This is a genomic window from Paracoccus spongiarum, from assembly GCF_030732095.1.
GTDB lineage: Bacteria > Pseudomonadota > Alphaproteobacteria > Rhodobacterales > Rhodobacteraceae > Paracoccus > Paracoccus spongiarum.
In genome coordinates, this window is the sequence record NZ_JAVAMQ010000038.1 from 1 (window position 1) to 11,160 (window position 11,160).

Sequence of the window (11,160 nt, forward strand, 5' to 3'; positions counted from 1 at the left end):
CGTGCGCAGATTTGGCGCGGATCGCGCGAATCTGTCAAGGATGAACCAGCCGGTTCAGCCGATCCTGACGGCTGATGGCACACTTTATTGTGTGTTGAGCCGGTGGCAGCACACGCAGTAGATGAGTATGCCCTTCGAACAGGTTCGTGATGCCCGCTGCCCACTTGACCGCCGCCGCCTTGCTGATCGTGCTGGCGATCGCCTTGCCGGCCGCCACCACGGCCGAGCCCGTGTTCTGCACCACACGCATCGCCGGCAAGGACGTGCCGTTGGCCTATGACAAGGACGAGCCCAGCCTGCGCGACAATTACGGCCTGCGCGAGATCGTCTTCACGCGATGGGGCCGCGACACCTGCCCCAGCTATGTCGTGCTGCGCAGCCTGACGCCGGACCTGACCGACGAACAGCGCGGCCTGTTCTGCCTGCGCCATGATCCCGAGACGAAATCGGTGATCGGCTACGACCTTGGCCGCCGCGACAGCTATGGCCGCTGCGAAAGGCCCGCCGCCACCGTCTGCCAGCGCGTGAACCAGACCCGCAGCGCGGCCGGTCAAATCACATCGGCAGCGGCGCGCGGTGCGGCAAGCGGGCTGCGCGCCCTGCCCGACGGCACCACCGCCGCCATCATCAGCGGCTCCTCGGGCTACATCTCGCAGGCTTTGGGGGCGATCGGCGGCGCTGCGGCCAGCATCGCCGCCTCGCCCGCTCTGCTGGCGGGGGCAGCGGTCAGCGTGGTGGCCGTGGGCGGCGCGGTGTATGCCTGCGCGGAATGACGCGGCCGGCGCCCTCGCGCGGTCAGAACTCGAGCCAGCTGCCCAGCTTGACCGCCTGCTCTCCGCCGCCGGACAGTGGCAGAACCACCCCGGCCTCGATCTTCACCGGCCCGCCAAGGTCATGGACCAGCGAGGTCGCCAATTTCGCCTCGGCGTCCTGGCCCTGCCGCCGCTCCAGCCGAAGCTGGTTGATCCACATCAGATCGCCGCGGGGCCGCAGTCCAAGGGTCAGGTCGGCCTTGACCTCGGTCTCTGGGGTCAGATAGGCAAGCGCGCCATCGTCGAGACCGGCAGACACCGCCACCGGATCGGTCACGCCCGCGACCTTCACGCGCGCCTCGGCCGAGATCCAGCCGCCGCCCAGCAACCCCTCGAACCCCCGACCCAGGGACAGGCCCGAAAGCGCCACGGGCGACAGGTCGCCGTCGCGCCGGACCACGCCGATTCCGCCCTGCCAGGTCAGGCGAAACACCCCGTCGCCATCGTCCAGCGGGCGCTGCATCCACAAGATCAGGCTGCTCTCGCCGGCATTGCTGTGGCCGATCTCGTAGCCAAGCGTGGTGCGCGGGCTGAGGCCATATTCGCCATAGATGCCCAGATAGTCGTTGCCGTCACGATCACGCTCGGCCGACAGCGACAGGAAATGCGTGCCCTCGGCACGCGGCCAGGGACCGGCCTGCGCGGCACCGCCCAGAAGCGTCAGCAGGGGCAGCCATACAAGCCAGAACGCCATCGCAAACTCCGCCGAGGGTTTATGCAATCCTAGCGTGTATCGCGGGACTGCGCGACCTCTTTTCGCGATCATCCCCGCCCAACGAAAAAGGCGCCCCGCGATGCGGGACGCCCTTTCGGATGCGGTCTGCAGGCCGAGGGATCAGCCGCGTTCCTCGATGATCATCGCCAGATGCGGGATCTTCGCGACCATGCCGCGGATCGCCGGAGTATCTTCCAACTCGCGGGTGCGGTTCATCTTGTTCAGGCCCAGGCCCTTCAGCGTCTCGCGCTGGATGGCCGGGCGGCGGATCGGCGAGCCGATCTGCTTGACGACGATGGTTGCCATGTTCCGGTCTCCTTACGCTTCGACGGGCGCGGCTTCGGCAGCCGGCTTGTCATTCGAGGGCAGGATGTCGGCGACCTTCTTGCCGCGACGCTGGGCGACCGAACGCGGGCTGGCGCCCTTCTTCAGGCCGTCCAGCGTGGCGCGGATCATGTTGTAGGGATTCTGCGACCCCTGCGACTTGGCCACGACATCCTGAACGCCCAGCATCTCGAACACGGCGCGCATCGGACCACCGGCGATGATGCCGGTGCCCGGAACGGCGGTGCGCATGATCACCTTGCCGGCGCCATGACGGCCTTCGATGTCATGGTGCAGGGTGCGGCCATCGCGCAGCGGCACGCGGACCATGCCGCGCTTGGCCTGCTCGGTCGCCTTGCGGATCGCCTCGGGGACCTCCTTGGCCTTGCCCTTGCCGAAGCCGACACGGCCGCGTTGGTCGCCGACGACCACGAGGGCCGCGAAGCCGAACCGCTTGCCGCCCTTCACGGTCTTCGACACGCGGTTGATCGCGACCAGACGATCGGCGAATTCCGGGGTTTCCTCGCGCTCTTCGCGACGGCCCCGACGATTATCACGTTCTGCCATCAGGCATTTCCTTCATGCTGGCGCGCGACCCGCGCCGTTGTGTCCAATCCTGGTGGGCCGCCCGGTCTGCGGCCGGCCCCCGGATCATCGGGGCGGCGTTCCCGCCACCCGCAGGGATCAGAACTTCAGCCCGCCTTCGCGTGCCGCATCGGCCAGCGCCTTGACCTTGCCGTGGAAGATGAACCCGCCGCGATCGAACACGACTTCTTCCACGCCAGCGGCCTTCGCACGCTCGGCAATGGCCGTGCCGATCTTGGCGGCGGCCTCGACGTTGTTCTTGCCCACCACGCCGAAATCCTTCTCGAGCGTGCTGGCCGCGGCCAGGGTCACGCCGTTCAGATCATCGATGATCTGGACCGAGATGTTCTTCGACGACCGGTGAACCGACAGGCGCGGACGGCCATTCGACATCGCCCGCAGTTTGTTCCGCACGCGCAGGCGGCGCTTCTGGAACAGCTCTTGCTTTTTCAGTGCCATTTCATGCGCCCCTTACTTCTTCTTGCCTTCCTTGCGGAAGACATACTCGCCCTTGTAGCGGATGCCCTTGCCCTTGTAGGGCTCGGGGCGGCGCCACTCGCGGATGTTCGCGGCAACCTGGCCAACAAGCTGCTGGTCGATGCCTTCCACAACGATTTCGGTCTGCTTCGGCGCCGTGATCGTCACGCCCTCGGGCGTTTCGAAGTTCACGTCGTGGCTGTAGCCCAGTGCCAGCTTGAGCGTCTTGCCCTGCATGTTGGCGCGGTAACCCACGCCCTGGATCTCCAGTTCCTTCTTGAAGCCCTGCGACACGCCGACGGTCAGGTTCTCGATCATCGAGCGGGTCATGCCCCATTGCTGGCGCGCACGCTTCGAGGTGCCGCGCGGCTTCACGGCCACCGAACCTTCGTCCAGCACCAGATCGACATCATCGGTCGCCGTGAAGCTGCGGGTGCCCTTCGGCCCCTTCACCTCGATGGTCTGACCCTTGATCTCGGCCGTCACGCCCTTGGGCAGTTCGACCGGCTTCTTACCAATCCGAGACATTCTGCCCTCCTTAGAACACGGTGCAGAGGACTTCGCCGCCGACATTGGCGTTGCGAGCCGCTGCATCCGACATGACGCCCTTGGGGGTCGAGACGATCGAGACGCCCAGACCCTGACGGACCTGCGGGATTTCACGGGCACCGGCATAGACGCGGCGACCGGGCTTCGAGACGCGCGAAAGTTCCCGGATGACCGGGGCGCCGTCATGGTATTTCAGGCCGATCTCAAGCTCCTTGTGACCTTCGTCGGTGGTCACCTCGTCATAGCCGCGGATGTAGCCTTCGTTCTTCAGCACGTCCAGAACCCAGGCGCGAAGCTTGGAGGCGGGGGTGCGAACGGTCGATTTGCCACGCATCTGCGCATTGCGGATGCGGGTCAGCATATCGCCGAGAGGATCGTTCATGTTCATTTTCGCCCCCTTACCAGCTGGATTTGACCAGGCCGGGGATCTGACCTTGCGAGCCAAGCTCGCGCAGCATGATCCGCGACAGTTTCAGTTTGCGGTAATACGCATGCGGACGACCGGTCAGTTGGCACCGGTTGTGCAGACGCGTAGCCGAGGAGTTGCGCGGCAGGTCGGCCAGTTTCAGGCTGGCCTTGAAGCGCTCTTCCATCGGGCGGGACTGATCGTTGATGACGTCCTTCAGCGCGGCGCGTTTCGCGGCGAACTTCTGGACCAGATGCTCGCGCTTCTTCTCGCGCTCGACCATCGATTTCTTTGCCATATCTCTTTCCCTCCGCGACTCAGCTGTTGAACGGCATGTTGAAATGCTTCAACAGCGACTTCGCTTCCGCGTCGGTCGTCGCGGTGGTGCAGATGATGATGTCCATTCCCAGAACTTCGTCGACCTTGTCGAAGTTGATTTCCGGGAACACGATGTGCTCCTTCAGGCCCATGGCATAGTTGCCGCGGCCGTCGAAAGAGGTGCCCTTGACGCCGCGGAAGTCGCGGACGCGGGGCAGCGCGATGTTGATCAGGCGATCGAGGAATTCGTACATCCGGTCGCCACGCAGCGTGACCTTGGCACCCAGCGGCATTTCCTCACGCACGCGGAACCCGGCGATCGAGTTCTTGGCTTTGGTGATGACAGCCTTCTGACCGGCGATCAGCGACAGCTCTTCGGCGCCCTGCTTCACCTTCTTGGTGTCCTTGACGGCCTCGCCGATGCCCATGTTCAGGACGATCTTGTCCAGACGCGGGATCTGCATGTCGTTCTTGTAGCCGAATTCTTCCTTCAGCGCGGCCTTGATCTGGTCGCGGAACAGAACCTTCAGGCGCGGGGCGTATTTCGTTGCGTCCAGCATCAGATCACGTCTCCCGTGGTCTTGGCAAATCGCACCTTCTTGCCGTCTTCCTCGCGGAAACCGACGCGGGTGGCCTTGCCGTTCTTGTCCATCAGCGCGAGGTTCGACAGGTCGATCGGCATCGCCTTCGGGATGCGGCCGCCCTGGCTGTTCTGGGACTGGCGGGTGTGGCGGATCGCAACGTTCACGCCATCGACGACGGCCTTGTTGTCCTTGGGCATGACAGCGGTGATCTCACCCTGCTTGCCCTTGTCCTTGCCGGCCAGCACGACGACCTTGTCGCCCTTCTTCAGCTTGGCAGCCATCACAGCACCTCCGGCGCAAGCGAGATGATCTTCATGAAGTTCTTCGCACGCAACTCGCGCACGACCGGCCCGAAGATACGGGTGCCGACCGGTTCGCCCTGGTTGTTCAGGATGACGGCGGCGTTGCGGTCGAAGCGGATCGAGGTTCCGTCCTCGCGCGTGACTTCCTTGGCGGTGCGGACGACGACGGCCTTGCGGACATCGCCCTTCTTGACCCGGCCCCGCGGGATGGCTTCCTTGACGGACACCACGATGATGTCGCCCACCGACGCATAGCGACGGTGCGAACCACCCAGGACCTTGATGCACTGAACCCGGCGAGCGCCAGAGTTGTCAGCAACATCCAGATTGGTCTGCATCTGGATCATTTGGTTTCTCCCGACCTTTGGGGACCGCCGGTCGCGGCCCCAGGGTTTCGATCATTTCTGATCTGTGATGATGGACTTATGCCGAGGCAGTCTCGTCCGTCAGGACAGTCCAGCGTTTCGTCTTCGAGATCGGCGCGCATTCGATGATGCGCACGGTGTCGCCAATCTTGAACTGGTTGTTCGCGTCATGCGCCCGGTATTTCTTGGACGAACGGACGGTCTTGTGCAGCAGCGGGTGCTTGAAGCGGCGCTCGACCAGAACGGTGACGGTCTGTTCGTTCTTGTCGCTGGTGACGCGGCCTTGCAGAATGCGTTTGGGCATGGGCCGGGCTCCTTAGTTCGAGGCCGCGGCTTCCGCCGCTTTCTGGTTCAGAATCGTCTTCACGCGGGCCACGTCACGGCGGACGGCACGCATGCGGGCGGTGTTCTCAAGCTGGCCGGTGGCCTGCTGGAAGCGCAGGTTGAACGCTTCCTTCTTCAACGCGACAAGCTGATCCTTCAACTGGTCGGGCGTCTTCGTCTTCAGTTCGCTGGCGTCCATGACGCTTCTTCCTTTCAACATCACCGGAGAGCCCCTGTTACCCAGGGCCACCCTGATTCCGGTGGAGTTTCGTGATGAAGGCCTGCCCATACAGGCGAGGCCCCGCTTTTGCAAGCCCCTTTGGAGGCAATGCCAAACCCCGCCGGGCGACCGGCGGGGTCCGCGTTCGTCGGCCAGGGGCCCGCGGCCCCGACCTTACCAGTCCTCGCGCGCCACGATGCGGGTCAGGACGGGCAGTTTCTGCGCGCCAAGGCGCAGCGCCTCGCGGGCGATGGTGTCGTTGACACCGTCGATCTCGAACATGATCCGGCCCGGGTGGACGCGGGCGGCCCAGAAATCGACCGAGCCCTTGCCCTTGCCCATCCGCACCTCGGTCGGCTTCGACGAAACCGGCACGTCCGGGAAAATCCGGATCCAGACCCGGCCCTGACGTTTCATGTGACGGGTGATCGCGCGGCGGGCCGCCTCGATCTGCCGGGCGGTGACGCGCTCGGGCTCCGTCGCCTTCAGCGCGTAGGAGCCGAAGTTCAGGTCGAATCCGCCCTTCGCCAGGCCGTGGACGCGGCCCTTGTGCTGTTTGCGGAACTTGGTCCGTTTCGGTTGCAGCATTTGTCGTTCTCCTTAGCGGGCGTCGCGGCGCGGACCACGCGGAGCCGGACCTTCCTGCGCCTCGGCGGCCTTGCGGTCGCGCGCCTGGGGGTCATGCTCCATGATCTCGCCCTTGAAGATCCACACCTTCACCCCGATGATCCCGTACGGGGTCGTGGCTTCGGCCAGCGCATAGTCGATGTCGGCGCGCAGCGTGTGCAGCGGCACCCGGCCCTCGCGATACCATTCGGTCCGCGCGATCTCGGCGCCGCCGAGGCGGCCCGACACGTTCACCCGGATGCCCAGGGCACCCATGCGCATCGCGTTCTGGACCGAGCGTTTCATCGCGCGGCGGAACGACACCCGACGCTCGAGCTGCTGGGCGATCGACTCGGCAACCAGGGCCGCGTCCACCTCGGGCTTGCGGACCTCGACGATGTTCAGGTTCACATCGCTCTTGGTGAAGTTCGCCAGCTTCTTGCGCAGGGTTTCGATATCGGCGCCCTTCTTGCCGATGATGACACCCGGACGCGCGGCATGGATCGTCACGCGGCATTTCTTGTGCGGACGTTCGATGATGACGCGGCTGATGCCGGCCTGCTTGGCTTCCTTCTTGATGAAGTCCCGGATCTTCAGGTCTTCAAGAAGCAGATTGCCGTATTCCTTGTCATCGGCATACCAGCGGCTGTCCCAGGTGCGGTTGACCTGGAGGCGCATCCCGATGGGGTTGACCTTCTGACCCATTACGCTTGCTCCTCGACTTGGCGCACCTTGATGGTGATTTCCGAAAACGGCTTCATGATCTTGCCATAGCGGCCGCGCGCCCGCGGGCGGCCACGTTTCATCACCAGGTTCTTGCCGACCCAGGCTTCGGCGACGATCAGGTTGTCGACGTCGAGGCCGTGGTTGTTCTCGGCGTTCGCGATGGCCGACTGAAGGCATTTCTTCACGTCGCCGGCGATGCGCTTGTGCGAGAAGGTCAGGTCGGCCAGCGCGCGATCGACTTTCTTGCCCCGGATCAGCTGCGCCACGAGGTTCAGCTTCTGCGGCGAGGTGCGAAGCATCTTCGTTTTCGCGAAGGCCTCGTTCTCCGCCACGCGGCGCGGATTTTGTTCCTTACCCATGACGATTACTTCCTCTTGGCTTTCTTGTCGGCCGCGTGACCGTAATAGGTCCGGGTGGGCGAATATTCACCGAACTTCTGGCCGATCATCTCTTCGGTGACGGCAACGGGAATGTGCTTCTTGCCGTTGTAGACGCCGAAGGTCAGGCCGACGAATTGCGGCAGGATGGTCGAGCGACGCGACCAGATCTTGATGACGTCGGACTTGCCGGCGTCGCGGGCCTTTTCCGCTTTCTTGAGCACATAGGCGTCAACAAAGGGGCCCTTCCAAACAGAACGTGCCATAGGTCAGCGCCCCTTCTTCTTCGCGTGACGCGACCGCAGGATGTACTTGTCGGTCGCCTTGTTGCTGCGGGTCTTCTTGCCCTTGGTGTCCTTGCCCCAGGGCGTCACCGGCGTGCGGCCACCCGAGGTGCGGCCCTCACCACCACCATGCGGGTGGTCGATCGGGTTCATCGCGACACCGCGGACCGACGGGCGGATCCCCTTGTGGCGGTTGCGGCCGGCCTTGCCGAGGTTCTGGTTCGAGTGGTCGGCATTCGACACGGCACCGATCGTGGCCATGCATTCCTGACGCACCAGGCGCAGCTCGCCCGAGCTGAGGCGGATCTGGGCATAGCCGCCATCGCGACCCACGAACTGGGCATAGGTGCCCGCCGAACGCGCGATCTGGCCGCCCTTGCCGGGCTTCAGCTCGACATTGTGGACGATCGTGCCGATCGGCATGCCGCTGAAGGGCATGGCGTTGCCGGGTTTCACGTCGACCTTCGCGCCGGCGATGATCTTGTCACCCACCGCCAGGCGCTGCGGCGCGAGGATATAGGCGCGCTCGCCATCCTCGTAACCCACCAGCGCGATGAAGGCGGTGCGGTTGGGATCGTATTCGATCCGCTCGACCACGGCCGCCATGTCGAACTTGTTGCGCTTGAAATCGACGATGCGATACAGGCGCTTTGCCCCGCCGCCCTGGCGGCGCATGGTGATCCGTCCGGTGTTGTTCCGACCGCCCTTCTTCGTCAGACCCTCGGTGAGGGTTTTGACGGGGCGACCTTTCCAAAGCTCCGAACGGTCGATCAGAACCAGCCCGCGCTGGCCAGGCGTCGTCGGTTTGTACGACTTCAATGCCATCTTTCTGTCTTCCGTCGCTTTGGACCGAATTGGTCCGTTTCAGTCAAATGATCGCGGCCCCGGGCGCGCCGGGGCCGCAACGTCGCGGCCTGTGATCAAAGTCCCGTCGAGACGTCGATGCTGCTGCCCTCTTCAAGGGTGACATAGGCCTTCTTGATGTCGCTCCGGCGGCCCAGCTGGCCGCGGAAGCGCTTCTGCTTGCCCTTGGTGATGGTGGTGTTGACCGCCTTCACCTTGACGCCGAACAGCGCCTCGACCGCGTCCTTGATCTGCGGCTTGCTGGCATCCTTGCTGACCTGGAACACGACGCCGTTGTTTTCCGACGTCATGGTGGCCTTCTCGGTGATGACCGGCTTGACGATCACATCGTAATGTTCGGGTTTCGCGCTCATTTCAGGCGAGCCTCCAGAGCTTCGACACCTGCCTTGGTGATCACCAGGGTGTCACGCTTCAGGATGTCATACACATTCGCGCCCATCGACGGCAGGATGTCCACGCCCTCGAGGTTGCGCGCGGCACGGGCAAAGCCCTCGTTCACGTCGGCGCCGTCGATGATCAGCACGCGCTTCCAGCCGTTTTCCTTGACGGCTTTCGCGACGGCCGAAGTCTTGGCATCGGCGAGGTTCAGATCCTCGACGATCACCAGTTCACCCGCGGTCGCCTTGGCCGACAGCGCATGGCGCAGGCCCAGGGCGCGCACCTTCTTCGGCAGATCGAAGGCGTGCGAGCGCGGGGTCGGGCCCTTGTAGACGCCACCGTGCCGGAAGGTCGGCGCCTTGCGGGACCCGTGGCGGGCGCCGCCGGTGCCTTTCTGGCGGTAGATCTTCTTGGTCGAGTAGCTGACATCCGACTTGCCCAGCACCGAATGGGTGCCTGCCTGTGCCTTGGCGCGCTGCCAGCGCACGACGCGCTGCAGCAGGTCGCCGCGCGGCTCCAGCCCGAAGATCTCGTCGGCCAGCTCGATCGACCCGGCCTTGCCGGAGTCCAGCTTGATCACATCGAGTTTCATCACTTGTCTCCTTCGGGCGCGTCGCCTGCATCGGCAGCGGGGTCCGCGTTCGGATCGGCGGCGTTCTTGTCGGCCTCGATCGCGGCCTCGGCCTCGGCCAATGCAGCAGCTTCCTGCTCGGCGGCCAGGCGTGCGGCTTCCTCGCGGGCGGCTTCTTCCTCGGCGGCGGCGGCGGCTGCGGCCTCCTCGGCCAGGCGCTTGGCTTCCTCACCGGCCGATTTCAGCGCGGCGGGGTAGATCAGGTTTTCGGGCGTCGCCTTCTTGACGGCGTCCTTGACCGTGACCCAGCCACCCTTCGAGCCGGGAACCGAACCCTTGACCATGATCAGGCCACGGTCCGCATCGGTGCGCACGACCTGCAGGTTCTGCGTGGTGACGCGAACGGCACCCAGATGACCCGCCATCTTCTTGCCCTTGAACACCTTGCCGGGGTCCTGGCACTGGCCGGTCGAGCCATGCGAGCGGTGGCTGATCGACACGCCGTGCGAGGCGCGCAGCCCGCCGAAGTTGTGACGCTTCATCGCGCCCGCGAAGCCCTTGCCGATCGAGGTACCGGCGATGTCCACATACTGACCGGCGAAATAGTGGTCAGCAGTGATTTCCTCACCGACATTGATCAGGTTTTCTTCGGCCACGCGGAATTCCGCGATCTTGCGCTTGGGCGCGACCGAGGCCTTGGCGAAGTGACCGCGCAGCGCGGCGGTCGTGCGCTTGGCCTTGGCCACACCGGCGCCCAGCTGGACGGCGGTATAGCCGTCGCGCGCAACGGTGCGCTGATCGACGACTTGCAGATTGTCCAGTTGCAGGACGGTCACCGGAACCTGACGGCCATCCTCGAGGAACAGCCGGGTCATGCCCAGTTTCTTGGCGATTACACCAGTACGCAGCATGTCTCGCCTCCCCTCAGACCTTGATCTCGACATCCACGCCGGCGGCGAGGTCGAGCTTCATCAGGGCGTCCACGGTCTGGGGCGTCGGATCGACGATGTCCAGCAGGCGCTTGTGGGTGCGGATCTCCCACTGGTCGCGCGACTTCTTGTCGATGTGCGGACCACGCAGGACGGTGAATTTCTCGATCTTGTTCGGCAGCGGAATCGGGCCGCGAACGGTCGCACCGGTGCGCTTGGCCGTGTTCACGATCTCCTGGGTGCTGGCGTCCAGCACGCGGTAATCGAAGGCCTTCAGCCGGATGCGGATATTCTGGCTTTGCATTGGTCATCCCTCGGATGGGATTTCAGTTGAGAGGCAGACCCCGCACCATGCGACGCCTGCTTCGAACCTCGTTGATAAGGCAGACCGGCCGAATAGCGGCCGGTTCACCAATTGGCAAGACCCCTTGCGGGGAAAGTTTC

22 protein-coding genes are annotated in these 11,160 nt (G+C 64.5%); 1 reads left to right on the top strand and 21 read right to left on the bottom strand.

What is annotated here, in order from left to right:
- Positions 1-149: 149 nt before the first annotated feature.
- Complete coding sequence (locus tag Q5Y72_RS18930; protein ID WP_305964956.1) at positions 150-773, top strand: hypothetical protein; 624 nt, start codon at positions 150-152, stop codon at positions 771-773.
- 22 nt (positions 774-795) lie between these two features.
- Here Q5Y72_RS18930 and Q5Y72_RS18935 read toward each other — a convergent pair whose 3' ends face one another.
- From Q5Y72_RS18935 to rpsJ, 21 genes are all read right to left on the bottom strand, one after another.
- On the bottom strand, positions 796-1,506 hold the full coding sequence (locus tag Q5Y72_RS18935; protein WP_305964957.1) for a hypothetical protein: 711 nt from the start codon (positions 1,504-1,506) through the stop codon (positions 796-798).
- A gap of 141 nt (positions 1,507-1,647) precedes the next feature.
- Complete coding sequence (gene rpmD, locus Q5Y72_RS18940) at positions 1,648-1,833, bottom strand: 50S ribosomal protein L30 (protein ID WP_305964958.1); 186 nt, start codon at positions 1,831-1,833, stop codon at positions 1,648-1,650.
- Between the two features lie 12 nt (positions 1,834-1,845).
- Positions 1,846-2,418, bottom strand: a complete 573-nt coding sequence (rpsE, locus tag Q5Y72_RS18945; protein WP_305964959.1) for a 30S ribosomal protein S5 — start codon at positions 2,416-2,418, stop codon at positions 1,846-1,848.
- A 117-nt stretch (positions 2,419-2,535) separates the two neighbouring features.
- Positions 2,536-2,895: a 50S ribosomal protein L18 gene (rplR, locus tag Q5Y72_RS18950; protein ID WP_305964960.1), complete on the bottom strand. Its 360-nt coding sequence runs from the start codon at positions 2,893-2,895 to the stop codon at positions 2,536-2,538.
- A 12-nt stretch (positions 2,896-2,907) separates the two neighbouring features.
- Positions 2,908-3,441, bottom strand: coding sequence for a 50S ribosomal protein L6 (rplF, locus tag Q5Y72_RS18955; protein ID WP_305964961.1), 534 nt, complete (start codon positions 3,439-3,441; stop codon positions 2,908-2,910).
- Positions 3,442-3,451: 10 nt separating this feature from the next.
- A complete protein-coding gene (rpsH, locus tag Q5Y72_RS18960) occupies positions 3,452-3,850 on the bottom strand; it encodes a 30S ribosomal protein S8 (RefSeq protein WP_305964962.1) in 399 nt (132 codons plus the stop codon).
- A 10-nt stretch (positions 3,851-3,860) separates the two neighbouring features.
- On the bottom strand, positions 3,861-4,166 hold the full coding sequence (rpsN, locus tag Q5Y72_RS18965; protein ID WP_305964963.1) for a 30S ribosomal protein S14: 306 nt from the start codon (positions 4,164-4,166) through the stop codon (positions 3,861-3,863).
- Between the two features lie 19 nt (positions 4,167-4,185).
- Positions 4,186-4,746, bottom strand: a complete 561-nt coding sequence (gene rplE, locus Q5Y72_RS18970) for a 50S ribosomal protein L5 (RefSeq protein WP_305964964.1) — start codon at positions 4,744-4,746, stop codon at positions 4,186-4,188.
- Positions 4,746-5,051: a 50S ribosomal protein L24 gene (gene rplX, locus Q5Y72_RS18975; protein WP_305964965.1), complete on the bottom strand. Its 306-nt coding sequence runs from the start codon at positions 5,049-5,051 to the stop codon at positions 4,746-4,748. The genes rplE and rplX overlap by 1 nt, the downstream gene beginning before the upstream one ends.
- Positions 5,051-5,419, bottom strand: coding sequence for a 50S ribosomal protein L14 (rplN, locus tag Q5Y72_RS18980; RefSeq protein ID WP_090746457.1), 369 nt, complete (start codon positions 5,417-5,419; stop codon positions 5,051-5,053). Before rplN ends, rplX begins: the two co-directional genes overlap by 1 nt.
- A gap of 76 nt (positions 5,420-5,495) precedes the next feature.
- Entirely contained in the window at positions 5,496-5,741 is a 246-nt protein-coding gene (gene rpsQ, locus Q5Y72_RS18985) for a 30S ribosomal protein S17 (protein WP_305964966.1), read from the bottom strand.
- A 12-nt stretch (positions 5,742-5,753) separates the two neighbouring features.
- The gene (rpmC, locus tag Q5Y72_RS18990) at positions 5,754-5,960 is read right to left on the bottom strand and encodes a 50S ribosomal protein L29 (RefSeq protein ID WP_305964967.1); all 207 of its coding nucleotides are present in this window, start codon (positions 5,958-5,960) and stop codon (positions 5,754-5,756) included.
- 195 nt (positions 5,961-6,155) lie between these two features.
- The gene (gene rplP / locus Q5Y72_RS18995) at positions 6,156-6,569 is read right to left on the bottom strand and encodes a 50S ribosomal protein L16 (RefSeq protein ID WP_305964968.1); all 414 of its coding nucleotides are present in this window, start codon (positions 6,567-6,569) and stop codon (positions 6,156-6,158) included.
- A gap of 12 nt (positions 6,570-6,581) precedes the next feature.
- Complete coding sequence (rpsC, locus tag Q5Y72_RS19000) at positions 6,582-7,292, bottom strand: 30S ribosomal protein S3 (protein ID WP_305964969.1); 711 nt, start codon at positions 7,290-7,292, stop codon at positions 6,582-6,584.
- Positions 7,292-7,672, bottom strand: coding sequence for a 50S ribosomal protein L22 (gene rplV / locus Q5Y72_RS19005; protein ID WP_305964970.1), 381 nt, complete (start codon positions 7,670-7,672; stop codon positions 7,292-7,294). Before rplV ends, rpsC begins: the two co-directional genes overlap by 1 nt.
- Before the next feature lie 5 nt (positions 7,673-7,677).
- Positions 7,678-7,956 (bottom strand): 30S ribosomal protein S19, encoded by a 279-nt coding sequence (gene rpsS / locus Q5Y72_RS19010; protein WP_305964971.1) that lies wholly within the window; start codon positions 7,954-7,956, stop codon positions 7,678-7,680.
- A 3-nt stretch (positions 7,957-7,959) separates the two neighbouring features.
- Positions 7,960-8,799 carry a 50S ribosomal protein L2 gene (gene rplB / locus Q5Y72_RS19015; protein ID WP_305964972.1) on the bottom strand — a complete coding sequence of 280 codons (840 nt, stop codon included), beginning with the start codon at positions 8,797-8,799 and terminating at the stop codon, positions 7,960-7,962.
- Between the two features lie 95 nt (positions 8,800-8,894).
- On the bottom strand, positions 8,895-9,191 hold the full coding sequence (locus Q5Y72_RS19020; RefSeq protein WP_305964973.1) for a 50S ribosomal protein L23: 297 nt from the start codon (positions 9,189-9,191) through the stop codon (positions 8,895-8,897).
- Complete coding sequence (rplD, locus tag Q5Y72_RS19025; RefSeq protein WP_305964974.1) at positions 9,188-9,808, bottom strand: 50S ribosomal protein L4; 621 nt, start codon at positions 9,806-9,808, stop codon at positions 9,188-9,190. Before rplD ends, Q5Y72_RS19020 begins: the two co-directional genes overlap by 4 nt.
- Positions 9,808-10,698 (bottom strand): 50S ribosomal protein L3, encoded by an 891-nt coding sequence (rplC, locus tag Q5Y72_RS19030; RefSeq protein ID WP_305964975.1) that lies wholly within the window; start codon positions 10,696-10,698, stop codon positions 9,808-9,810. Before rplC ends, rplD begins: the two co-directional genes overlap by 1 nt.
- A 13-nt stretch (positions 10,699-10,711) precedes the next feature.
- A complete protein-coding gene (rpsJ, locus tag Q5Y72_RS19035) occupies positions 10,712-11,020 on the bottom strand; it encodes a 30S ribosomal protein S10 (protein WP_042247848.1) in 309 nt (102 codons plus the stop codon).
- Between the last annotated feature and the right edge of the window lie 140 nt (positions 11,021-11,160).

Bases quoted from the DNA above. Each gene is read 5' to 3' on its own strand.
- rplN (WP_090746457.1), bottom strand. From the start codon at position 5,419: ATGATCCAGATGCAGACCAATCTGGATGTTGCTGACAACTCTGGCGCT.
- rplC (WP_305964975.1), bottom strand. From the start codon at position 10,698: ATGCTGCGTACTGGTGTAATCGCCAAGAAACTGGGCATGACCCGGCTG.
- rplD (WP_305964974.1), bottom strand. From the start codon at position 9,808: ATGAAACTCGATGTGATCAAGCTGGACTCCGGCAAGGCCGGGTCGATC.
- rplP (WP_305964968.1), bottom strand. From the start codon at position 6,569: ATGCTGCAACCGAAACGGACCAAGTTCCGCAAACAGCACAAGGGCCGC.
- rplF (WP_305964961.1), bottom strand. From the start codon at position 3,441: ATGTCTCGGATTGGTAAGAAGCCGGTCGAACTGCCCAAGGGCGTGACG.
- rpsH (WP_305964962.1), bottom strand. From the start codon at position 3,850: ATGAACATGAACGATCCTCTCGGCGATATGCTGACCCGCATCCGCAAT.
- rpmD (WP_305964958.1), bottom strand. From the start codon at position 1,833: ATGGCAACCATCGTCGTCAAGCAGATCGGCTCGCCGATCCGCCGCCCG.
- rplV (WP_305964970.1), bottom strand. From the start codon at position 7,672: ATGGGTAAGGAACAAAATCCGCGCCGCGTGGCGGAGAACGAGGCCTTC.
- Q5Y72_RS19020 (WP_305964973.1), bottom strand. From the start codon at position 9,191: ATGAGCGCGAAACCCGAACATTACGATGTGATCGTCAAGCCGGTCATC.
- rpmC (WP_305964967.1), bottom strand. From the start codon at position 5,960: ATGGACGCCAGCGAACTGAAGACGAAGACGCCCGACCAGTTGAAGGAT.
- rpsS (WP_305964971.1), bottom strand. From the start codon at position 7,956: ATGGCACGTTCTGTTTGGAAGGGCCCCTTTGTTGACGCCTATGTGCTC.
- rpsQ (WP_305964966.1), bottom strand. From the start codon at position 5,741: ATGCCCAAACGCATTCTGCAAGGCCGCGTCACCAGCGACAAGAACGAA.
- rplE (WP_305964964.1), bottom strand. From the start codon at position 4,746: ATGCTGGACGCAACGAAATACGCCCCGCGCCTGAAGGTTCTGTTCCGC.
- rplX (WP_305964965.1), bottom strand. From the start codon at position 5,051: ATGGCTGCCAAGCTGAAGAAGGGCGACAAGGTCGTCGTGCTGGCCGGC.
- rpsC (WP_305964969.1), bottom strand. From the start codon at position 7,292: ATGGGTCAGAAGGTCAACCCCATCGGGATGCGCCTCCAGGTCAACCGC.
- rpsN (WP_305964963.1), bottom strand. From the start codon at position 4,166: ATGGCAAAGAAATCGATGGTCGAGCGCGAGAAGAAGCGCGAGCATCTG.
- Q5Y72_RS18930 (WP_305964956.1), top strand. From the start codon at position 150: ATGCCCGCTGCCCACTTGACCGCCGCCGCCTTGCTGATCGTGCTGGCG.
- rplR (WP_305964960.1), bottom strand. From the start codon at position 2,895: ATGGCACTGAAAAAGCAAGAGCTGTTCCAGAAGCGCCGCCTGCGCGTG.
- Q5Y72_RS18935 (WP_305964957.1), bottom strand. From the start codon at position 1,506: ATGGCGTTCTGGCTTGTATGGCTGCCCCTGCTGACGCTTCTGGGCGGT.
- rpsJ (WP_042247848.1), bottom strand. From the start codon at position 11,020: ATGCAAAGCCAGAATATCCGCATCCGGCTGAAGGCCTTCGATTACCGC.
- rplB (WP_305964972.1), bottom strand. From the start codon at position 8,799: ATGGCATTGAAGTCGTACAAACCGACGACGCCTGGCCAGCGCGGGCTG.
- rpsE (WP_305964959.1), bottom strand. From the start codon at position 2,418: ATGGCAGAACGTGATAATCGTCGGGGCCGTCGCGAAGAGCGCGAGGAA.